The sequence below is a fragment of the Tannerella sp. genome (assembly GCF_030528505.1).
Classification (GTDB): domain Bacteria; phylum Bacteroidota; class Bacteroidia; order Bacteroidales; family Tannerellaceae; genus Tannerella.
Genome location: NZ_JAUMYS010000034.1, coordinates 1 through 22,386, shown reverse-complemented (window position 1 = coordinate 22,386; position 22,386 = coordinate 1). Strand labels below are relative to the sequence as shown.

Genomic DNA, 22,386 nt, shown 5'->3' with positions numbered 1-22,386 from the left:
TTGTATTTTTTAATTTCTTAGTTGTGAATAGATGTTTGGTGTGAAAGCCGAAAAACGAACCTTTACTGTTGTCGGATTTCGGGAAGCGGATATTCGTCGCATGCATTCGGTGGACGAATACGGAGTACGTGGGTAACGGTCGGAGCGATTTCCGTCGCTTTGATTTCCCTGTAAATATGTTTCGGTTTGATGCCGCATCCGAAGAAGATCGCCGGCATCGGTACCGCGTTGTTCCGGATGATGCGGGGCTTCTCGTTCGGGTTGTCTTCGTGATGGATTCGCCAGCCCGGTTTCAGCGAGATCAGCAGATTGCCGCGTCCCGTGTGATACGTCCCGCGATGAAAATCGGCCATCTCCTCATTCCACGTGCCCGAACGCAGGGCCATGTCGGTCGTGACGCGTTCCACACCGCTGAACTCGCGCAGAAATTCCGCCGCCTTGTTTTCAAATTCGGCCGGATCGATTTTGGCGTCTTCGATCGTTTTCCGATTGAGGTAAATCTGATTGTTGTAAAAACCGTCGATCCAGTTCTTCTGACCGTAGATAGCCATCAGATACATGTTCAGCAGCGCCATGCAACGTTTCGGGTGAAATTCTCCGCCGGCAAGCCTCAGCCCGTCGGGGAGCGTTTCTTCGCTCTTGAAATAGCCGGTGCCCGAAAGTACGACGAGCGTATGCGAGAGTCCGACCTTTTTGTCGAGCAGGTCGAGCAATTGTTCGAGGTCTTTGTCCAACTGATGATACGTGTCCTGAATCTCGCGGTTATACTCTTTGCCGGGGATATCGCGGAAATTTCCGGCGTAGAACGTGAGAGACAACATGTCCGGTGTGGGGCGTGTCCCGAATGCCCCGTATTCGAGGAACTGAGCGGCGAGCCTGTTTACTTCCTTATTACCGTAAGGCGAAGTTTTCAAGTCGGGATAACATCCTACCGTATTCGCTTTGAACGTATGCTGGAAGGCCGCGTTTTCCTGTACGTAAGGCAGCGCGTCGTATTTGGCGACCGGCAACGACGGTTGCCATACCAGCGTGCTTAACCGTGCCGGCAGCGATTCGCTTCCGTTGTTATATTTTTCCACATACCACGGTACGCCTTTGTAGTAAGTCGTGGTAGCCCACTTGCCGTTGTAATTGTCGAGCCAGAAAGCGCCGTTGGCAGCATGCCCGGCCGAGAGGATCGCGCTCTCGGCATCGGGGGCGATGGCATAGACTTCGCTCCGTCCTTTCGAAGCGATTTTCAGCTCGTCGCCGATCGTGGCCGCCAGCAGTTTCTTGGGCGAGTAATGGTCACGCGTATAGTTGCCGAGGAAATCGGGATCGTGGAGCGGCGATACTTCTTTCGATTTTTCGAAATCGAAGATCCGGCTGCCGGTGATGCCGTGCGTGGAAGGATAAGCGCCCGTGAAGAGGGTGGCGAAAGCCGTTGCCTGATCGACGTTGCTGAATCCGAAGCGGACGTTATGATATACGGCGCCTTCGTTGAAAAGGCGTTTGAATCCGCGTTCGCCGAAGGTGTTGTAAAAATATTCGATATAATCGCCGCGCAGCTGGTCGACCGTGATGTAAACGACCAACTTCGGAGTACGCTGTTGCGCCTGAAGGTTACCTACCGCCAGAATCGCAATCAGAGAGGAAATGAATTTTATCATTCGAACTGTTTTGTCTTTCTTCTTATCAAGTATTTTCCGGAGCGTAACATTAAGCTTAGCATCAACGGAATAAAAGCGATGTTCAGATGCTGCGGGAGGAGAATCCATCCGACCGGCACTGCGCAAAGCGCCGCAAAGTTAATAAAATGATAACAATATGCGGCTTTGTTAGGTTTTTTTACGGCCATCAGGACGGCTCCCACCCAATGGAACGGATGCAACCAGCCGAGCGAACTATTCGGCCACATGCAGGGATGCACCGAGAGGAAGCTGAGGAAAAACAGTACGCAGCCGGCTGCTCCGGCAACAAAAAATAATCCGACGTCGAGCCAGCGGAAATAAGTCTTTTGGCGGGTTTCGATAAGGGTCAGTAATGCGACAATAACGAAGAAGATCAGGCTGCATACGAGTGGTGTAAAGAACGTTTTTTCCGGTTCGTCTTCCACTTCTTCCGTCAAGATTTGAGTGTCTGAGACGAGCCGATGTTTCGAACCGTCGGGACGGATGATCCATGCCTCTGCAAACGCTTCTTTCAGTCGCGCGGGAATAAAAAAAGACTCGCGCAGCGTCATGGTACGGTCGGTCGGGCTGCCGAGCGCGAGATCACAGCCGAAGGTGTTCCATGGGTGATTGCGCGTACAATAATTAATCATGTCGCGAAATGACTCTTCGCCCGGACGTTCGGCGTAGGCGATCTTTCCTCGAACAGCCTGCTCGATCATCACCGCCGGACGGGTGGCGCAGTTGTCGAAGAAAAAATTATACCGGTACACCCGATTTTCGGGGAGCGCGTTCGTGGTGAGCGCTTGGAGTAGCGCTGCTCGCTCGGTCGAGTCGAGGTTGAGCACCTGTTCGCACACTTCGCTGCCGCGCATCCGGTATTCGTTCAGATAACTCTCGAAATCCATGACGCCGAGTATGTAGTCCGTTTCACCACGCGCAAAGCGATACAAAAAGTTAGGCTTGGAAAAATCGAAGATGCCGTAGTTGAAGACATAATCCGACGTACGGATAAAACTTTCCGTTTCGAGCGTTTCCTGAATGCGTATGGCTGTGTGACCGTAGAGCGTGTATGCTGCGTCGTCGCTGGGCGAGCACGTCAGCAGACTGACACGGAGCTGATTGCCTGATTCGGCTGTCTGTCCGCTGAGGGTAAGGGCGATGGAGAGCAAACAGCCTGCCAGCAGCCCTTTTCCGCCACGCAGGTTTCGTTTTCTTTTCAGCATATTTTTCTTCTCTTTGTTCGTGACAAGGTGATAAAAAGCATTGCTACCGACTCGTTCCGGATGGCTGATGCGAGGTATCACACGTCATAGAGTTCGCAAAGATAATTCTTTTTAACGGAAACAGATGGTGTCGGTTGGCCGTCGAAAGCTATCCGAACGAAACATCGCTATTGCGATCTTGTTTGATCCTTCGTATTTGTCTTGATGAAACGATTAAAAAATCATACGTATATCCGCGAAAAAAAGATGGATTGAAACAGAGAGAATCTGCTGTTTTTGTTTTTTTAACGGGCGGAGAGAGGTTTTATTTTGAAAGACGCCTGAAAAATTCCATCTTTGCAACTTCAAATATAATATGTATCGGATCAAATCGAATAATATAATATAATGTTGAAAAATAGTAGATCAGGGCTGATTTTTGTCATCCTTGTCAGCTTAAGTATGTCGCTGTTTGGACAAAACAGCACGCGTTCACCCTATACGCGCTACGGGTATGGCATGCTGTCCGACCGCTCGTTCGGAGCCGGCCGCTCCATGGGAGGGATAGGCTACGGGCTGCGCTCTTCGAAACAGATTAACCCGATGAATCCCGCTTCGTATACGAGCATGGATTCGCTTACGTTTCTCTTCGATGTGGGAGCTACCGCGCAAATGTCATGGCTCGATGACGGACAACGCAAACAAAACGATTTGAACGGAAATTTTGAATATGCTGCCATGCAGTTTCCCCTCCATAACCGTGTGGCAATGAGTTTTGGTATTCTTCCCTATTCGTCTGTCGGATATGATTATATGGCTCCGAGCCAAGGCCGGGACGGCTATACGGACGTATTTTCCGGTAGGGGCGGATTAAACGAAGTGTACGGAGGATTGTCTGTTGAAATATGGAAGAAGCGTCTTTCTGTCGGAGCGAACGTAAGCTATATGTTCGGAAATATTAACCATCAGAGTTCAACGAATCTGAATGTCCCGCTGTATCGGTTGAATAAAGTGGTTGTACATAATTTGAAATATGATTTGGGAATGCAATATACCCATCCGTTGACGAAAACCGACCGGTTGACGTTCGGATTGGCTTATTCGCCGAAGCGTCGCCTGAAAACGACAGCTTACAATATAGTCAGCAATTCCGAATATTTCGAACGGACAATAGAGGGGGATACATTGCGCAATCAGGGTTTCGATATCCCCAATTCGTACGGCTTGGGTCTCTCCTACACTAAAGATTATAAAATGATACTGGCTGCCGATGTTGCTTATCAGGAATGGTCGGGTGCAAAGTTCTTCAACCGCAACGACGATTTTAAAGATCGTCTGCGCGTCGCTCTCGGAGGAGAGTATATCCCGAATCACTTCACCCGTTCGTATCTGAACCGCATCCGTTACCGTGCCGGATTGCATTACAGCAATTCGTATCTGAACGTGAACGGAAGCAGTTATAAGGAATACGGAGCGACATTGGGGGTAGGTTTCCCCATGTTGGACAACCGCTCGTTTATCAATGCCTCGTTCGAATACGTAAAAATATCCCCGGACAGCAAAGCACTCATTAACGAGCAGTATCTCCGGTTTACGGTCAGCTATACATTTAATGAATATTGGTTCTTTAAACGTAAGGTGGATTAAATAAATAGAGAATTGTGGTTTCTTGATTTGTTGAACATAAAAAAAGCAGTATAGAGATGAAAATGAAAGGACTTTTAGTTGTCGCCGGTCTTTGGGCGGCAGTAGCAGGTGCCCATGCACAGAAAGGAGTGGATAATGGAACAAGGTATGGTTCGGGCGAAGACAGCATTCGCTGCCTGACGAATATCAGCCTGTTTGTTCCTTATGCCAAGGTAAACAATTATCAGGATGCTTATCCGTCGTGGAAGATTGCGTACGAAGAATGTCCGGCTGCGACCAAAGATATTTACCTCTACGGGGTTCGTATCGTGAACTGGCAGATCGAGCAGGAAAAAGACGCGACCAAGCGAGACGCGCTCATCAACGACCTGATGGCGGTGTACGATAAGCGTATTCAATATTTCGGCAACGACCGCAGATACGGCAAGGACTGGATTATTGGTCGCAAAACACAGGATTACCTGCGCCTCAAGGGCGACAAGGCCGACATCCCGATGGTCTACGGCTGGCTCGGACAGGTGATAGATGAATACAAGGAGAAGACGGACGAACTGGTTGTGTCCCAGTACATGTTTGCTTCACATAAAATGATGGAGAAAGACGAAGCCGGACATAAGGCAAAATTTGTTCAGGACTTTCTCAAATGTTCGTCGATCTTTGATACGCAGATCAAGGCCGCTCAGGCTGCCGGCAACCAGAAGCTGGTCGATAACCTGACTGCCATGAAGGTTGGCGTAGAAAAAGGCTTTTCGGGCAGTGGAGCTGCCGATTGCGAGACGTTGCAGAGTATCTATGCCGATCAGATCGAAGCCAACAAGGATAATCTCGATTTCCTCAAAGAAACGATTACGCTCATGAGAAGAGCCGGATGTCAGGAAATCGACGCTTATTTTGCCGCTTCCGAATATGCATATCAGAAGGAAAAAACAGCGGAGATCGCATGGGGAATGGGTAAACAGTCCGTGAAAAAGAAAGATTATGACGCTGCCGAGCGCTATTTTACCGAAGCGGCCGAGATGGCAACGGATGACGAAATGAAGGAAAACGTATACTTTACGCTGGCTGCCATCGCTTTTGAGCAACGGTCGTATCAGAAGATGCGTAACTACTGCAACAAGACGTTGAGCGTGAATCCGAACAACGGAAAGGCGTACATCATGATCGGTAAGGCGTATGCTCTGACGGCTTCCAGCATCTTCCCCGACGATGCGGTGAAGAAGAAATGCGTGTATTATGCTGCCGTAGACAAGTTTCAGAAGGCTCGCTCGGTCGATTCGTCCGTAGCCAGTGAAGCCGCATCGCTGATCGCAACTTACAGTTCTTACTTCCCCACGACGGAAGAAGTGTTCATGCACCCCGACCTGAATAAGGGGCAAAGCTTCACGATCGGAGGCTGGATCGGTGAGCAGACGACAGTAAGATAAGCACACGGAATGACGCATTCGCGCTCAAACAGGAAATCTCGCATAGCAATCCTCTTCGGAGTGATTGCTATGCCTCTTTTATGCGCCCTCGTTTCGTGCGGAGGAGAGAAGAAAGAAATCGTAGATGTCGGGTTCGATCCGGACAGTTCGTACACGATGAAGGCGACTCAAATCGTGACGATGGTGTCCGATTCGGGGATTACCCGCTATAAAGTCGTGACCGCAGCCTGGCTGATGTTCGACGAAGCGGAGGAACCGTACTGGTTCTTTCCGGAGAAAGTACATCTGGAAAAATACGATTCGCTCTTTCGGGTCGAGGCGAGTGTCGATGCCGATACGGCTTACTATTATAAACAGAAAGAACTTTGGAAGCTGTCGGGGAATGTGCGGGTCAAAAATTTTGAAGGCGAGCAGTTCGAAACCGAGCTTTTGTTTTGGGACGAGCAAGGAAAGAAAATTCATTCCGATCGTTTTATCCGCATTACCAAAGGCGATTTTGTGAACACCGGGATGGGTTTCGAATCCAACCTGACCCTTACACAATATCGAATTTTCAAGGCAGGGGCGGAGATTCCCTTAGAAACAAACAAGGCGGATTCGACGCAATCGGAACCGCCGCTTTCGCCGTAAAAATAAAAAAAGAAGGAAATAATTGGGTCATTTCTTTTTTTTTGTACCTTTGTGCCCCTAAATAAAGGATAAATAAATTAAAAACATAGAAAATAGATGGCTACCTTAGAAAAAATTAGAGGTCATGCTCCGCTTCTTGTTATCGTAGTGGGGCTTGCTTTGCTCGGATTTATTGTAGAGGACTTTTTGAATTCCGGATCAACGTATTTCCGGCAATCACAAAATCAGGTGGTGACGGTAGACGGCACTCCGGTCGATTATCAGGACTACCAGCAGCGTGTGGAAGAGATGACCGAAGTGTATAAGTTGCAGTATGGCCTTCCTTCTCTTACGGAAGATCAGACCACACAGCTTCGCCAGAGCGTTTACAGTTCGCTGGTACACGAAATTGTGATGAAAGACGTATTGGACAAAATCGGTATCGATGTGACTTCGGACGAACTGTTCGACATGATTCAGGGAGAGCATGTGCCGCAGATTGTTCAGCAGAATCCTTTGTTTATAGACCCTCAGACGCAGCAGTTCAGCAAGGCGCGTGCATTGAGCGTACTCAAAACGCTTGAAAACATAGAGGCCGTGCCCGAAGCGCAACGCGAAGAAGTATTACGCATGCGCGACTTCTGGTTGTTCTGGGAACGCAGCATGAAGATGCAGCGGATGCAGGAAAAATATACGAACCTGCTTTCTAAAGCGATTGTGGCCAATCCGCTCGATGCGAAAGACGCGTATGAGGGAACAACCGAAAGCTCGGATATCGTATATGCCATGCAATCGTACGCTTCGATTCCCGATTCGACGGTAAAAGTCGACGATTCCGAAATCCGGAAGATTTATAATCGTCGCAAGGAGCAGTACAAGCAAAAAGCAGCGAGAGTCATCGACTATATTGCCGTTAACGTTCGTCCGAGTCAGGACGACTATGATCAGGTGAGCAAGGAAATCGAAGATGTAAGAAGTCAACTCGTGGCGACCGACAGTATTGAACATATCGTTTCCAGATATTCCAGAAACCCGTACATGGATTTCTTCGTGTCGGAAAAAGATATGCGGGATGAAGATTTGAAACGTTTCGTTGTGACGGCCGAAATCGGCGCCGTAGAAGGCCCGGTCTTTAAAGACGACAGCTATCGCGTATATAAATTGGTCGATAAAAAGACGGCTCCGGATTCGGTGAAGGTCAGCGATATTTTTCTGGCGTCGCAGGGTGTTGTAACGGATGAGCTGACTCGTTTGGCCGACAGTTTGATGACGCTCCTCAAAGGCGGAGCCGACATGGACGAGCTGGCCAAGAAATATTCGTCGTTCGGAGCGGCCGAAACGGGAGCTGACTTGGGATGGCTTACCGAGGCTGCCATTGCGCAGAGCAACATCGGCGCCGAATTTCAGCGCGAGGCTTTTTCGGCTTCTCTGAATCAGCCGGTGATGGTCAAGACGCAGAACGGTTATCACCTGATGAAGGTTACGGAGCGTACGGCCAGCGTACCGAAATACAAGGTCGGGTATGTGTATATGGACGTTGCGCCGAGCAATAAGACATACAGCCAGATGTTCAACGACCTGAACAGCTTCGTGGCGAAAAACAATACGGCCGATAAAATAACGGAAGCCGTGAAGGAGAGCAATTACGAGCTGGTTCAGAATGTAACGGTAACGACCGAAGAACATCACCTCGGCGGCATTCAGGACGCCCGTCAGGTAGTTCGCTGGGCTTTTGAGAACGAAAAGAAAGGCGCCGTTTCGGATATCAAGGAATGCAAGTCGAGACTGTCGAATACGGACGGTTATCAAACGACTTACGTGGTAGCCGTGCTTCGCGATGTGCTGGAAGAAGGGTATCAGCCGATGCAGTCGGTGGCTCCGATGATTCGCATGGAATTGTTGGCGCAGAAGAAAGGCGAAAGAATCGTCAACGAACTGAAGACAAAAAATCTGACTTCGCTCGATGCCTATGCGCAGGCGATGGGTTCGCGTATCGACACGGTGAAATACATCACGATGAACACGCCGCGTATTTCGGGTATCGGTATGGAACCTGTGCTGAACGCGGGCGTAACGTATGCCGCACAGAACGAATTGGCTGGTCCGGTGGCCGGAAACAATGGCGTGTACGTCTTCAAGGTGTATAATCGCACGAAAGAGAACGTGACGTACGACGAAAAGGAGCAGATGCGTTCGCTGGAAGAAAACATGGGGCCGCGTGTGGGCTACTTCGCTATCCAGAAACTGATGGAAGAAGCCGAGGTGAAGGACAATCGGATTCGTTTCGAATAAGCCCTTTGGGCACGAATCATAAAGGAGGGTGTGTCAGAACGAAAAGTTTTGGCGCACCCTCTTAAGGTCTATACGAATAGGTGAGACGCAACCGTTCAGGATGAGAACGAGAAGGAGGATGCAATGGAAGCAAAAAAACGTTTGTTGGGGATGACCCTCGCACAACTGCGCGAAGTGGCTACCGAAGTCGGGCTGCCGGCTTACGCCGCCGGACAGATGGCCGACTGGCTGTATCGGAAACGAATCGGAACCATCGCAGAGATGACGAACATCGCCGTGGCGAAACGGCAATTGCTCGAAACGCACTACGAGGTGGGAGCCGTATCGCCCGCGGAATCGGTACGTTCGATAGACGGGACGGTCAAATACCTTTTTACCGCCGGTAAGGCACGTGCCGTCGAGTCGGTCTTTATTCCCGCTGAAAACCGGGCGACGCTGTGCGTCTCGTCACAAGTAGGGTGTAAGATGGGCTGCCTGTTTTGCATGACGGGCAAGCAGGGGTTCTCGGCCAACTTGACGGCGAACGAAATCCTGAATCAGATTCGTTCGGTACCCGAAGCAGACAAGCTCACGAACGTCGTCTTTATGGGGATGGGCGAGCCGTTCGACAATGCGAACGAACTGTTCAACGTGCTTGAAATCCTGACCGAGCCGTACGGTTACGGCTGGAGTCCGAAACGAATCACGGTCTCGACCGTCGGGGTGCCGAAAGGCTTGCGTCGTTTTCTCGACGAAAGCACCTGCCATCTGGCCATCAGCCTCCATTCGCCTTTTCCCGAAGAGCGTCTGTCGTTGATGCCGGTCGAAAAGGCGTATTCGCTCATCGATCTGATCGGGTTGTTGCGGCAGTATGATTTTGCACACCAGCGGCGCGTCTCGTTCGAATACATCCTCTTCGAAGGACTGAACGACACGCCGAGGCATGTCAAAGCGTTGGCGGCATTGCTCAAAGGCATTCCGTGCCGCGTGAACCTGATTCGTTTTCACGCCATCCCTTCGGTGCCGCTCAAAAGCTGTGCGCCGGCCAAGATGGAGCAGTTTCGCGATGCCCTCAACGCGAAAGGTATCGTCTGTACGATTCGTGCTTCGCGCGGAGAAGATATTTTCGCGGCTTGCGGGATGTTGTCGACCGCCCGTTTGAACGACGAGAAAAACGATAAACACTTGTAGAAAAGCAAAATTTTATCGGGCATACGGGTTATACAATCAAATTTTTTATGTACGTTTGTAAACAAAATTTTTATACACGATGAAAACTCCGATTTTAACTCTCATGGCGGGACTTCTGTTGGCGTTACTCGGCGCCTGCCATTCAACCCCGTCCGTTGTGACGGCAACCGGTATGCCGTACGAAGTGGTGGTCGTTACCCCGCCTGCGAACTGGAATGACACGCTCGGAGCAGTGCTGAAAGAAGAACTGCGCCAGCCTATACTCGGCCTTCCGCAGCCCGAACCCACCATGCGGATTACGTATACCAGCCCCGAAGATTTTAACGGTCTGATGACGTATGTCCGCAACATCTTAATTGTCGATATAGACGGAGGAAAATACACGAGACTCTCGTTGCGTAGCGAAAAAGACCGTTGGGCATCGGGACAGACCATCGTGTATTTCACGGCTCCGAACGAAATGATGCTGGTTGACTATCTGAAGTTGCATCAAGGCGTACTGACCGATTATTTCACCCGGTTGGAGATGGCGCGCATGGCCCAGGTGATGCAGGAAACATACAGTTCGCGCGTGATGGATAAGGTCAAAACCAAGTTCGATGTGATGCTCAATGTACCTTCCGACATTACGTCCGACAAAGATACGACCGATTTTTACTGGGCATCGAATAATGCCAATACCGGCCGTATGGATGTCGTCGTCTATACCTTCCCGTACACCGATGCCAACACGTTCTCGAAAGAATATCTCGCAGCCATGCGCGATTCGATTCTCGGTGCGAATATCCCCGGTGCGTTCCCGAATTCTCACATGACGACGGTTCCTTTCGGACTCTCGTACGAAGCCAAAAAACTGCAAGGCAAATATTGCGGCGTGTTGCGCGGCTTGTGGAAAATGGAAGGCGACATGATGGGCGGCCCGTTCGTCAGCTATGCGCGGCTCGACGAAACGAACAACCGCATCGTGGTAGCCGAAGGATTTGTGTATGCGCCCGAAACGGATAAGCGCAATTACATCCGCCGGCTCGAAGCCTCGCTCCACACGTTGCGGCTGCCGGGCGAGTTCGACAAACCGCTCGACACGGTCGGCGACATGAATGAAAATACGCAGCGCGAACAACAGACAATGAAGGGGGAGGGAGAATGATTAAGGTCGGCATTACGCACGGCGACATCAACGGCGTCGGCTACGAAATCATCCTGAAAACATTCGCCGAAGACCGGATGATGGAACTTTGCACACCGGTGATTTACGGCTCGCTCAAAATCGCGCTTGCGTATCAGAAAACGTTGGGCATCGAACCGTTGACGTTTAAGGTCATTCAAAAACCTCAGGACGCGGTGGAAGGTAAGCTGAATATCATCAACTGCGTGCCTCCCGAACTGGCGGCTACCCCCGGCGAATCGACCGCCGAGGGCGGTCAGGCAGCCTTCAAATCGCTTGAGGCGGCTGTCGAAGACCTCAAACGCGGCACGATCGATACGCTCGTGACGGCGCCGATCAACAAGCACAACATACAATGCGAAGGCTTCCGCTTTCCCGGTCATACGGAGTACCTCGAAGAGTGCTTCGGCGAAAACGGGCTGCATCGCTCGCTCATGATTTTGATGAACGACAACCTGCGCGTGGCGTTGGTGACGGGACATGTGCCGGTGACCGAAATAAAGGACAGCCTTACGCAGGAAGCGATTGTCCGCAAGCTCGTGCTCTTCAACACCTCGCTCAAGCAGGACTTCGGCATTATCCGTCCGCGCATTGCCGTGCTGGCGCTCAATCCGCACGCCGGCGAGGCCGGTTTGCTCGGGCACGAGGAGGAGACGGTCATCGCGCCGGCCATCAACGAAGCCGAGAAGAAAGGCGTCATGTCGTTCGGGCCTTATCCGGCCGACGGCTTCTTCGGTTCGAAGATGTATCAGCTTTTCGACGGAGTGCTGGCCATGTATCACGATCAGGGACTGGCTCCGTTCAAGACGCTGGCCATGGACAACGGCGTGAACTATACGGCCGGCTTACCCATTGTCCGCACCTCGCCCGATCATGGAACAGCCTACGACATTGCCGGTCGCAACGAAGCCTCCGAAACCTCTTTCCGCCATGCCGTCTATGCCTCGATCGATATTTTCCGCCAGCGCGAGATGTATCGTGAGATGACGGCCAATCCGCTGCAGAAAGAGTATGTAGACAAAAGTGGACACGATAACGTCAAACTCGATCTCACGAAAGACGATTTGGACGAATCGTAACGAGACGTTCGTGCGGAATCGGGCGAACGTTTCCGGTTCGGTTTTATCGCAAACAACGCTGCGGCGAATCAATCGTTACAGGAATTTATCGCAAACAAATTGTGGGGAATCAATCGCTACAGGAATTTTAACAAAAGCGACTTGGGGCGAATCAATCTCTACGCAGATTGATCAGTAACATCGATGCGGGAAATAAATCTTCACGCAGATTTATTAGAAACAATTTGCGGGAGATAAATCTTCACACAGATTGATTAGAATCATTGTCGCGGCGACGAAAATGCCGCACCATTTGCCTGAACATGCCGATGCGCATCGCCTGAGTGTGCGAAGGAAGGTGTAAATTGTAAAAATTGAAAAAAAAGCAGTATCTTTGCCCTTCCAGTAAGCTAAAGGAATTATGTTCAAAAATAAAACGATTGTGTATACATCGGGAACATTCGATATGTTCCATTACAATCATCTTCGCATGATCAACTATGCACGCAGTCTGGGCGATATCCTGATTGTCGGGGTGAGTACGGACGAGCTGGTTTCTTCATACAAGGCGCCGCCCATCATTCCGTTCAACGAACGGATGCAGATTATCGAGGCGCTCAAAACGCCCGATATCGTCATCCCGCAACATACCCTCGATCATACCGAGATTGTCAAAAAACTCAATATCGACGCTTTTGTGGTGGGCGACGACTGGTACGGGAAATATGACTATCTGAAAGATGCCGACGTGCAAGTCTTTTACTTCCCCTACGGCACGGGCGTTTCCTCGTCTTCGTTGCGTAAGACGATTCACGACTCGTACGAAAAACATCTGCAAGACGAGCGCAAGGCCAAGCCCGTATCGGTAAAGACGATGGACGCGGTTGCTCCGAACGAGCAGGAAGCCAAGCCGAAGAAGGCCGCGTCGAAAAAAACAAAGTGACGATGGCAAAACAGGCACTGATAACAGGCGGGACAAAAGGTATCGGGAAAGCGGTGGCCGTATGTCTGGCCAAGGCAGGATATGATTTGCTGCTCACCTACGCGTCGGACGAAACAGCGGCCGCAAGCCTCGCTGCCGCACTGTGCAAAGACTATGCGGTGACGGTCGATGTGCTGCAAGCCGACATCACGCGAGAGGAATCGATCGACCGCATCGAGCACCGCCTGAATGAGTCGGGCGTGAAACTCGACGCCGTTGTGCTGAATGCCGGAACGACGTATCGCGCCACGTTCGAAGAGATGAACCTCGCCGAGTGGGAACGGCAATTCTTCGCCAACGTGCATTTTCCGGTGTTTCTCCTTCAACGCATCGTGCGACGTATCGAACGCGGAGCGGCCGTCGTGTTCACCGGCTCGTTGATGGGCGTCGAACCGCATGCCACGTCGTTGTCGTATGGCGTGACCAAATCGGCCGTTCACGCGCTGACGAAGAATCTCGTCAAATTCCTCGCGCCGTATGGCGTTCGGGTCAATGCCGTAGCGCCCGGCTTTGTCGATACCGACTGGCAAAAAAACAAACCGGCCGAGATTCGCCGCAACATCGAGGCGAAAGTGGCGCTGGGGCGTTTCTGCCGCCCCGACGAAGTGGCCGAAATCTATCGTATGTTGATTGAAAATAGTTATATGAATGGCTCGGTGGTCGTTGCAGACGGCGGCTATGCGTATCGATAAAAAATGAGTGAAAAAGAATATGAAGCATCGCTGAAATCGATCGAGACGGAGAATATCGTCGATTTGTACTTCTACCGTCCGATAGGTTTTTGGATAGCCCGCATGCTCCGCCCTACGGGAATCACCCCGAACATGATTACGTTCTTCTCCATCTTCGTCGGAGCCGGCGCGGGATGGTTGTTCTATTTTACGAATAACCTCACGTATACGCTCCTCGGCATCCTGCTGCTCGTCTTTGCCAATATTCTCGACTGTGTAGACGGACAATTGGCGCGTCTGACCGGTATCAAATCCGAAATCGGACGCATCCTCGACGGCATAGCCGGCGATATTTGGTTTACCGTTATTTACGTGGCACTGGCCCTGCGGCTCACGCACCTCTACGGTACGGCATGGTTCTTCGTGCCTGCCGTCGCGGCCGGACTGTCGCATCTCCTCCAAGCCGGCATCACCGATTATTACAAAACGCTTCACCTCTACTTCGTCAGCAAAGAAAAAGGCAAAGAATTTCAGCGTACCGAGCAGGTCAAGGCGCAACGAAAGGAGATGAAGAAGCGTGTCAACAAATTTTTTTACGTTTTATACGGCTCATACACTTGGGTGCAGGAACGGCTGACCCCCGCTTTGCAGGCGATGCTGCGCACCTTGCACGCCCGTTACGGAGACAATATCCCCGAACCCATTCGCCTGCGTTTCCGCCAGCAAAGTCGCCGGCTGATGAAACGAACCATCGACTGGATGACGTTCAACGGCCGTACCGTCGTGCTCTTCGCCGTGATGCTTCTCAGTGTTCGGTGGAGCGGGCTGGTATGGATTTATTTTGCATATGAAATCATCGTTTTAAATGGTGTTCTTTACGTATCCGTCCGCAAACACGAGCGTATGTGTGCCGCCATCCTAAAAGAGGAAGCATGAAAAAAACAGTACTCGACATACACGATCTACAGCAGTTTGCGCCCGTTTTCAAAAAAAAATGGGCGGCTTTTTTCGGTAAACGACTCATGAAATGGCTCAACATCGGCAAAGTCAATACGATTCATGCCCGATACAGCCACCTGAGCGGAGCCGAATTTACGTCGGCCATACTCGCCGACCCCATGATGGACGTCAAATACAAGGTCCATCATCCCGAACGTCTGAAAACACTCCCCGAAGGCGCGTTCATCACCGTTTCCAATCACCCCATCGGATCGCTCGACGGCATTGTGCTGATTGATCTTTTCGCTTCGCGGCGGAAAGATTTCTGCGTGATGGTCAACGGCATCTTGGAAAAAATCGGAGCAATGGCCGACAATTTCATTGCCGTTACGCCGAGGACGGGCGGACAGACGGAAACGAATCCGGCCAATGTCAACGGCGTGCGTGCCTCGCTCGAACGACTCAAAAACGGTCATCCCATGGGCTTCTTCCCGGCCGGCGCCATGTCGTTCTGCAGCAAAGACGGAACGATTCGCGACCTCCCGTGGACGCACAACGTCATTCGCCTGATACGGAAGGCCGGCGTGCCGGTGTATCCCGTCTACTTCGATTGCCGGAACTCGAAATTCTTCTATTGGCTCGGACAAATCAGTTGGAAAATCAGGCTTCTGCGCGTACCCACCGAAGCATTCAACAAACAGGGCCAAACGCTCGACGTACATATCGGACAACCGATAGCGCCCGAAACCATCCGGAGCTATACCGATGATAAAGCGCTGGCCGATTTCCTCTATCGTACTACGTACGGTCAGAAAGCGTAAATACCTATCCGTTTGGCCAGCCTCGGCCGATGCGGGGATTTTCGGATGTTTTTTTGGTCGTCTCCCGAAAATAAGGTAATTTTGTCAGGTCAAACTGAAAAAATTACAGCATCATGATGACAGAAGGTATACAGCAAATCAAACAACGATTTGGCATCATCGGCAATACCCCGGCACTCAACCGGGCGATTGACGTAGCGCTTCAGGTGGCACCGACCGACCTCTCCGTGCTGATCACCGGCGAGAGCGGGGTAGGGAAGGAGAATTTTCCGCAGATTATTCATCAGAACAGTCCGCGCAAGCATGGGCAGTACATTGCCGTTAACTGCGGCGCCATCCCCGAAGGGACGATCGATTCCGAACTGTTCGGACACGAAAAAGGCTCGTTTACGGGCGCGTTGGCCGACCGGAAAGGATATTTCGAAGTGGCCGACGGCGGCACCATCTTCTTGGACGAGGTCGGCGAATTGCCCATCCCCACGCAGGCGCGTCTGTTGCGGGTGCTCGAAAGCGGCGAGTTTATTAAAGTCGGCTCGTCGAAGGTGCAGAAAACCGACGTGCGCATCGTGGCTGCAACGAATGTCAATCTGACAGAGGCCGTGGCGCAACATCGTTTTCGGGAAGATTTGTACTACCGGCTCAACACCGTGCCCATCGTTATCCCTCCGTTGCGCGATCGCCCCGAAGATATCTTGCTGCTGTTCCGCAAATTTGCGAGTGACTGTGCCGAGAAATACCGGATGCCCGCCATTCAGCTCGAAGAAAATGCTCGTCGCCTGCTGCTCAGTTACCGCTGGCCGGGTAATGTCAGAGAGTTGAAGAATGTGACGGAGCGCATTTCCGTCATCGAGCGCGACCGCACCATCACGGCCGACGAACTGCGTCAGTACCTTCCCAATCTCGACATGCAAAAACTGCCGGTGCTGGCGCATCAGAAAGATGACCAGAAACTCTTTCATTCCGAACGCGAGATTCTGTATCAGGTGTTGTTCGATATGAAGAAGGATGTGAACGAACTGAAAAAACTCGTACACGACATTATGGGCGGAAACATCCAGATGGCCGTGCCTGTCGAACAGCCCGATGCACCGACTTATACGACGCATCCCATCGATACGTCGCCCATTCAGGAAGCCGAAACCGTCGAAGAGTTGCTCGCTCTCGACGACGTGGAAAAAGAAATGATTCGCCGGGCATTGGAGAAACATAACGGTCGCCGCAAAAATGCCGCGGCCGAGCTTAAAATCTCGGAACGTACCCTGTACCGAAAAATTAAGGAATATGGTTTGGATTAAGAAAGTCACCGCAACCCTCTTGATGCTTTTGGCGTTACTCGCGCTCGAAGCCTGCTCGATCTCCTACAAGTTCAGCGGGACATCGATCGATTATACGGTCGTGAAATCCATCTCTATCAAGGATTTTCCCAATATGGCGCCGCTTGTCTACGGTCCTTTGGCTCAGAAATTCACCGACGAACTCAAAGACCGGTACGTACGGCAGACGAAGTTGAGCGTACTGCGCGAAAACGGAACACTCGACTTGGAAGGCGAAATCACGGGTTACGAACTCACGCCGCAGGCCGTCAAAGATACCCCCGACGGAAGAGCGTCGTTCGCCACCTTGACGCGTCTGACGGTTATCGTCAGGGTGCGTTATGCCAATCAGGTGAAGCCGGAGGAAGGATTTGAACAGTCCTTCTCGTCGTATCGCGACTTCGACAATACGAAAACCATCGATCAGGTGCAGGACGAACTGTGTAAAGAGATTATCGACGATTTGGTTACGCAGATTTATAATGCAACGGTAGCTAACTGGTAGGCCATGACGTGTGCGGAATTATATCAACTGATGGAGACGCCGGCCATGTTGTCGGAGAAAACGCTGCCCGAACTCAAACAGATCGCGGAAGATTTTCCCTACTTTCATGCCGTGCAGATGCTTTATCTCAAAAACCTGCAGGCAACGAACGACCTGCGCCTGAATCTTGAACTGAAGAAAAGAGCCGTTTGTGTCCCCGACAGGACGCAACTTTTCCTTTGGCTCGAAGGGGCATGTTACGAGAAGCAGCCCCGCGCCCAAACCGTGGAAGCTAAAGACGGGACAACGCAGTCTTCTCCGGTCGATGAGTATTTATCGGACCCGATGGACGAGACGGAAACCGAATCGTCGAAGCCTCTTTTTGAACCGTCCGCTTCGTTGGATTATATGCGTTGGCTAACCGACAAAGATACCGATGCCGCTACTCCGAAAAACAAATTGCGCCATCAGGACCTGATCGACTCCTTTATTGAAAGCGGAAACGAACGCATCGGAAGACTCACGCCCGAACAGGTCGGGAAAGACCATGCCGCAGACGGTGAAAAGCCTGAGCAACAGCATGCGACGGAAGCCGATCACGATACCTTGGATGACTCGTATTTTACTGAAACACTGGCTCATGTTTATATTCGTCAGAAGCGCTACGAGAAAGCGCTGGAGATTATTAAAAGTTTAAGTTTGAAATATCCGAAAAAAAATATTTACTTTGCAGACCAAATCCGATTTTTGGAGAAGTTGATTATTCATTCTAAACAAAAAATATAATGTACGTATTTTTATCGATTTTGATTTTTATTGCATCCGTATTCCTGATATTGATTGTATTGGTGCAAAACTCAAAAGGAGGCGGGCTGGCTTCCGGATTTTCTTCGTCGAATCAAATCATGGGCGTTCGCAAAACGACGGACTTCCTTGAAAAAGCGACATGGTGGCTGGCTGGTACAGTCGTTGTCTTGAGTATTGTCATCACGTCGTTTATTCCTCATGGTGAGTCGACGATGCAGCAACAGGAGTCCGAAATTCAGCAGCAGGTGAACGATGCGGTGATGGTCGATCCCAATGCGGTAGGACCGAACTTCGGAACAGCACAACCGGATGCTGCACAGCAACAACCCGAAACACCGGCCGAATAAGAGCGGAGAAGCGTAACGAAACGCTTTATAGCTGACTTTTTTCGTATAAGCGAGGCTGTCCGAAAAGTCCCACCGGACTTTGCAGACAGCCTCGTTCGTATGATCAACCTTTCTTATCCAATATCAACCCTGACAAACTTATTTTACATTTATCCATAACATTTCCATGAAACGAATATACATCATCATCGTTCTTCTGTCGGTCTTTGTTGCGGCTGGTATAGCGCAGGAAATAACGGAAGAAAATTACCTGAAACTGGACAAAGAAATCTGGGAAGCCTATGAACGGCAAAACGATTCGATCTATGCCTTGATGAAGCGCGAACCGGATCGGAAAGAAGCATTGAAACATGAATTTGAGAAGAATCTGGAGGATGCGCAGCGACGGAATGCGCAGGCGGCTTTGCGTTTTGCTTCCGTGCCGAGTGGTTTGCAACGGCTGTTTTGGGTGCGTCTCCATCTGCCGAAAGATACTGTCGAAGCTGTTTGGAACCGTCTCCCTGACGAAATAAAAACTTCGCCTTATGGGAAAAGTATCCGCATGCATTTGGATACGCAGCAGATAGAAGAAGGAGCCCGCTATGCCGATTTCGAAGCTACCGCTGCCGACGGCCGGCCGTTTCGCTTATCATCGCTCGAAGGCAAATACATTGTATTGCTCTATGACGGGCTCGGTTGCATGGGCGAAGAGGGACGAAATGAGTTGAAGCAGCTGTACGAGTCTACCTCGCGTGACGACTTGGAGATTGTCGTTTACTGCATTTCGAGCAGTTTGGAGCAATTACGGGAAGATTACGTGGAGAAGATGAACCTTCCTTTTACGCTTGTGTCCGATTTCAAAATGGATCATACGCCGTTCAAAATCATATACGGCACCCAAGCCCGACCGACTGTTTTTGTGATCGATCCGACCGGTACGGTCGTGCTGAAAACGATCGGAGTCAATCCGCGAGATTTGAACAATATCAAATTGAAACTTCAGCAACCATAATACATAACATAAATATTTATCAATAAAACAATCTCATCTTATGAAACGAATGTACATGATGATTGCTTTCGTGTCGGCCTTTGTTGCGGTCGGCATGCAGGCGCAAACGAAGACGGTGGAACGTCCGCCGGTGATGTATGGCAATACGCGTTCGGTCGAATTCAGTAAGATTACGCTTTCGGATACGGCTACCGTGCTCGATGTTGAAGCTACTTATCGGCCGGGATACTGGATCAAAATCGCTTCCGAGACGTACTTGAAAGTCGGTGACAAGAAGTACATGGTCCGTCACGGCGAAGGTATTACGCTCGATTCGCTCTTTTGGATGCCGCAGTCGGGACAGGCGTCGTTCAAACTTGTTTTCGAGCCGTTACCGCTCAACACGCCGATGTTCGATTTTATGGAAGGCGACTGCGAGAGCTGCTTTAAAGTCTACGGCGTAGATTTGGTGAACTCACGTTTGCAACTGCCTCCCATCCCCGAAGAATTTGCGCGGAAACATCAGCCGGAAGAAAACTTCATGCCGGACTTTGAAGAGGGCGAAGCACGCATCAGCGGACGGCTGTTGGGCTACATGTCCGCTCCGGAAGAAATAAAACTGCAATACACCGATCCGCTCGTTGGAAATGAAGTCGAGCTGTCGATGCCGATCGCGCCCGACGGAACTTTCGGCACGTCTTTCCGCCTTCATTCGCCCGTTCACGTCTACTTGCTGTCGAAATTCGGACTGGTTCCGATCAAGGTAGCGCCCGGAAAAGAGTCGAAGGTATTGGTTCATCTGCCGGAACTCTACCGTCGCAGCTCACGTTTGTTCAAGGATAGCAAATCGTATGGGGAGCCGTTCTATTACGCCGGCTATCTGGCCGGACTGAATACCGAACTGAACGATTCCCGAATCTCGCATGCCGTCGAAGAGCAGCAGATCGATTCTATTCTCGATATGGATATTCACGCGTACAAACAGTACGTCATGCGGAAATACGAAGAAACCGTCGCGCATAACGACGCGCTTGACATTAGTCCGTTGGCTAAAAACGTACTGAAAGCGGAGGCCGCGTTCGAAGTGCAAAGCAAACTTGCCTATCCCGATTTTGTGCTCAGAGAGGCTTACGCCAAAAAGCATAACCTCTCGCGTCAGGAAGCTGCTAAACAATATACACGTGCGGTCAAACCCGAAGGTTACAACGACTATCTGCGTCTGCTCCCGTACGACCGTAGCGAATTGCTGCTCGTACCTCACGTTTCGTATGGAATTCAGAATCTTGTCTATGCTTCTCCCGAAAATCTCGGCCTGCTCGACGCGTTGCGTTATCTGGTCGCACATGAAAAAGTCTCTCCTGACGATCGCAATGTCCTGAAAACATATATCGAAGCGCAGGAAAAGAAAGAAAAATTCGAGGATCAACAATCGCTCGAAGCAGTTTATATGAAATACAAAAAATTAGTGGATGCTTACAACAAGGAACATGTGGGACCCCGTTATCTGGCGAACATGTGGAATACCGACAAGGCTTTCCTGCTCGACCTCGTCAGTGCGCGGCAAATCAGTGCCGGATTGAGGGATTTCGAGCCGCTTACCGACGAGCAGAAAGCCGAACTGAAAACGTTGCCGCCGGTTATCGCCCGGATGGTTACCGACGAAAACACCCGCCTGCTGGCACGTATCGAAGAGAACAAACGCAAGACAGGATTCACGATTCTGGATGTGCCTCAAAGCCCCGACGAAACGCTTTTCGTCGAGATGCTCAAGCCGTTTAAGGGAAAAGTCGTGCTCGTAGACGTGTGGGCGACGTGGTGCGGCCCGTGCCGTATCGCCAACAAGGAGATGGAACCGGTCAAGGCGCAACTGGCCGATAAAGATGTCGTATTCCTCTATCTGGCCGGCGAAAATTCACCCGAAGGGACATGGAAGAACATGATTGCCGACATCAAGGGACAGCATTACCGCGTCAACAAGGCACAGTGGGACTATCTGAGCAAAAGTCTCAACGCAAGGGGCGTGCCGACGTACGTAATCATTGACCGCGAGGGTAATCATGCTTACCACACGACCGGTTTCCCGGGGGCTGCGGTTATTAAAAGCGAACTGCTCAAAGTGCTCGAAAAGTAACGCGCCTTATATTCATGTTCGAGGGTGTGTCAAAATGCAATGTTTGGGCACACCCTCTTTAGGTGTGTAAGAATGGGTAAAAAGCAACGAAGCAGTTTGCCCGTTATGACACACCGCCGACACAATAAAAAAGTTGTTGATATCAAGTCCGGTTTTCGTTTTCTTTTTTTATTTTTGTCACGAGAATATATAAAAAGCTGTTTTCTAATTAAAAAACGAGTCATGAACATGAAGAAAAAATCGGAAGAAAAGAAAAAGGGAGGGCTTGGTCGTACCTTGACGGTTGTGATCGCGTTGGTTTCGCTCGTGGTGGTAGGAATGTTTGCTCTTGGGATTGCTGCGGTCAGCTCGACCGAGAGTACATGCGAGGAATATGTGATGGACGAGATTTATTCGGGAGGAGTGAAAGACATTGTTTTTCAAGACTCGGAAAACGGTATCTGCCTATACATCAATCGAGGAGAAGACCATCTTTCGATAGAAGACCTCCGCTCGGCTCTGCTTGGAAAGAAGGCGGTATATACTTTTACCCGTTGCGGGTGGGCGAAAGCTCATCCTCTCCGCCGAATCGTATGCGAAGGGCGCGTAGTCTACGAGTCTTAACCAAACAGGAAGTACCGGCATATCTGCTCTCCGTCGTCGGATAGATAGTCGTCCCTTAAAAACAGACAATTTTTTATTGATCAATAAAATAATTATACT

General features: G+C 50.6%; 20 protein-coding genes. 18 read left to right on the top strand and 2 right to left on the bottom strand.

Going from position 1 to position 22,386, the window contains the following annotated elements; all coding sequences use genetic code 11:
- Positions 1 to 62 precede the first annotated feature (62 nt).
- Together Q4A89_RS06880 and Q4A89_RS06875 are read right to left on the bottom strand one after the other, a co-directional pair.
- Entirely contained in the window at positions 63 to 1,649 is a 1,587-nt protein-coding gene (locus Q4A89_RS06880) for an alkaline phosphatase family protein (RefSeq protein ID WP_303184501.1), read from the bottom strand.
- Entirely contained in the window at positions 1,646 to 2,875 is a 1,230-nt protein-coding gene (locus Q4A89_RS06875; RefSeq protein WP_303184500.1) for a DUF4105 domain-containing protein, read from the bottom strand. Before Q4A89_RS06875 ends, Q4A89_RS06880 begins: the two co-directional genes overlap by 4 nt.
- A 387-nt stretch (positions 2,876 to 3,262) precedes the next feature.
- Between Q4A89_RS06875 and Q4A89_RS06870 the strand changes: the two genes are divergently transcribed.
- The 18 genes from Q4A89_RS06870 to Q4A89_RS06785 all read left to right on the top strand — a co-directional run bounded on the left by Q4A89_RS06870 (position 3,263) and on the right by Q4A89_RS06785 (position 22,287).
- Positions 3,263 to 4,501: a hypothetical protein gene (locus Q4A89_RS06870; protein ID WP_303184499.1), complete on the top strand. Its 1,239-nt coding sequence runs from the start codon at positions 3,263 to 3,265 to the stop codon at positions 4,499 to 4,501.
- 56 nt (positions 4,502 to 4,557) lie between these two features.
- Positions 4,558 to 5,925: a lipopolysaccharide assembly protein LapB gene (locus Q4A89_RS06865; protein ID WP_303184498.1), complete on the top strand. Its 1,368-nt coding sequence runs from the start codon at positions 4,558 to 4,560 to the stop codon at positions 5,923 to 5,925.
- A 9-nt stretch (positions 5,926 to 5,934) separates the two neighbouring features.
- Positions 5,935 to 6,555 carry an LPS export ABC transporter periplasmic protein LptC gene (gene lptC, locus Q4A89_RS06860; protein WP_303184497.1) on the top strand — a complete coding sequence of 207 codons (621 nt, stop codon included), beginning with the start codon at positions 5,935 to 5,937 and terminating at the stop codon, positions 6,553 to 6,555.
- A gap of 96 nt (positions 6,556 to 6,651) precedes the next feature.
- Positions 6,652 to 8,826 carry a peptidylprolyl isomerase gene (locus Q4A89_RS06855; protein WP_303184496.1) on the top strand — a complete coding sequence of 725 codons (2,175 nt, stop codon included), beginning with the start codon at positions 6,652 to 6,654 and terminating at the stop codon, positions 8,824 to 8,826.
- A 123-nt stretch (positions 8,827 to 8,949) separates the two neighbouring features.
- The gene (rlmN, locus tag Q4A89_RS06850; protein WP_303184495.1) at positions 8,950 to 9,996 is read left to right on the top strand and encodes a 23S rRNA (adenine(2503)-C(2))-methyltransferase RlmN; all 1,047 of its coding nucleotides are present in this window, start codon (positions 8,950 to 8,952) and stop codon (positions 9,994 to 9,996) included.
- A gap of 79 nt (positions 9,997 to 10,075) precedes the next feature.
- A complete protein-coding gene (locus Q4A89_RS06845; RefSeq protein WP_303184494.1) occupies positions 10,076 to 11,143 on the top strand; it encodes a DUF4837 family protein in 1,068 nt (355 codons plus the stop codon).
- A complete protein-coding gene (gene pdxA, locus Q4A89_RS06840; RefSeq protein ID WP_303184493.1) occupies positions 11,140 to 12,240 on the top strand; it encodes a 4-hydroxythreonine-4-phosphate dehydrogenase PdxA in 1,101 nt (366 codons plus the stop codon). Before Q4A89_RS06845 ends, pdxA begins: the two co-directional genes overlap by 4 nt.
- Positions 12,241 to 12,640: 400 nt before the next feature.
- Complete coding sequence (locus Q4A89_RS06835; protein ID WP_303184492.1) at positions 12,641 to 13,162, top strand: adenylyltransferase/cytidyltransferase family protein; 522 nt, start codon at positions 12,641 to 12,643, stop codon at positions 13,160 to 13,162.
- A gap of 2 nt (positions 13,163 to 13,164) precedes the next feature.
- Positions 13,165 to 13,893, top strand: coding sequence for an SDR family NAD(P)-dependent oxidoreductase (locus Q4A89_RS06830; RefSeq protein WP_303184491.1), 729 nt, complete (start codon positions 13,165 to 13,167; stop codon positions 13,891 to 13,893).
- 3 nt (positions 13,894 to 13,896) lie between these two features.
- Complete coding sequence (locus Q4A89_RS06825; RefSeq protein ID WP_303184490.1) at positions 13,897 to 14,808, top strand: CDP-alcohol phosphatidyltransferase family protein; 912 nt, start codon at positions 13,897 to 13,899, stop codon at positions 14,806 to 14,808.
- Positions 14,805 to 15,632: a lysophospholipid acyltransferase family protein gene (locus tag Q4A89_RS06820; RefSeq protein WP_303184489.1), complete on the top strand. Its 828-nt coding sequence runs from the start codon at positions 14,805 to 14,807 to the stop codon at positions 15,630 to 15,632. The genes Q4A89_RS06825 and Q4A89_RS06820 overlap by 4 nt, the downstream gene beginning before the upstream one ends.
- A gap of 113 nt (positions 15,633 to 15,745) precedes the next feature.
- Complete coding sequence (locus tag Q4A89_RS06815) at positions 15,746 to 16,927, top strand: sigma-54-dependent Fis family transcriptional regulator (RefSeq protein WP_303184488.1); 1,182 nt, start codon at positions 15,746 to 15,748, stop codon at positions 16,925 to 16,927.
- Positions 16,914 to 17,450, top strand: a complete 537-nt coding sequence (locus Q4A89_RS06810) for an LptE family protein (protein ID WP_303184487.1) — start codon at positions 16,914 to 16,916, stop codon at positions 17,448 to 17,450. The genes Q4A89_RS06815 and Q4A89_RS06810 overlap by 14 nt, the downstream gene beginning before the upstream one ends.
- A gap of 3 nt (positions 17,451 to 17,453) precedes the next feature.
- Positions 17,454 to 18,215 carry a hypothetical protein gene (locus Q4A89_RS06805; RefSeq protein WP_303184486.1) on the top strand — a complete coding sequence of 254 codons (762 nt, stop codon included), beginning with the start codon at positions 17,454 to 17,456 and terminating at the stop codon, positions 18,213 to 18,215.
- Complete coding sequence (secG, locus tag Q4A89_RS06800; RefSeq protein ID WP_303184485.1) at positions 18,215 to 18,583, top strand: preprotein translocase subunit SecG; 369 nt, start codon at positions 18,215 to 18,217, stop codon at positions 18,581 to 18,583. The genes Q4A89_RS06805 and secG overlap by 1 nt, the downstream gene beginning before the upstream one ends.
- Positions 18,584 to 18,749: 166 nt before the next feature.
- A complete protein-coding gene (locus Q4A89_RS06795; RefSeq protein WP_303184484.1) occupies positions 18,750 to 19,574 on the top strand; it encodes a peroxiredoxin in 825 nt (274 codons plus the stop codon).
- Between the two features lie 40 nt (positions 19,575 to 19,614).
- A complete protein-coding gene (locus tag Q4A89_RS06790) occupies positions 19,615 to 21,684 on the top strand; it encodes a TlpA family protein disulfide reductase (protein ID WP_303184483.1) in 2,070 nt (689 codons plus the stop codon).
- 228 nt (positions 21,685 to 21,912) lie between these two features.
- Positions 21,913 to 22,287 (top strand): hypothetical protein, encoded by a 375-nt coding sequence (locus Q4A89_RS06785; RefSeq protein ID WP_303184482.1) that lies wholly within the window; start codon positions 21,913 to 21,915, stop codon positions 22,285 to 22,287.
- Positions 22,288 to 22,386 lie beyond the last annotated feature (99 nt).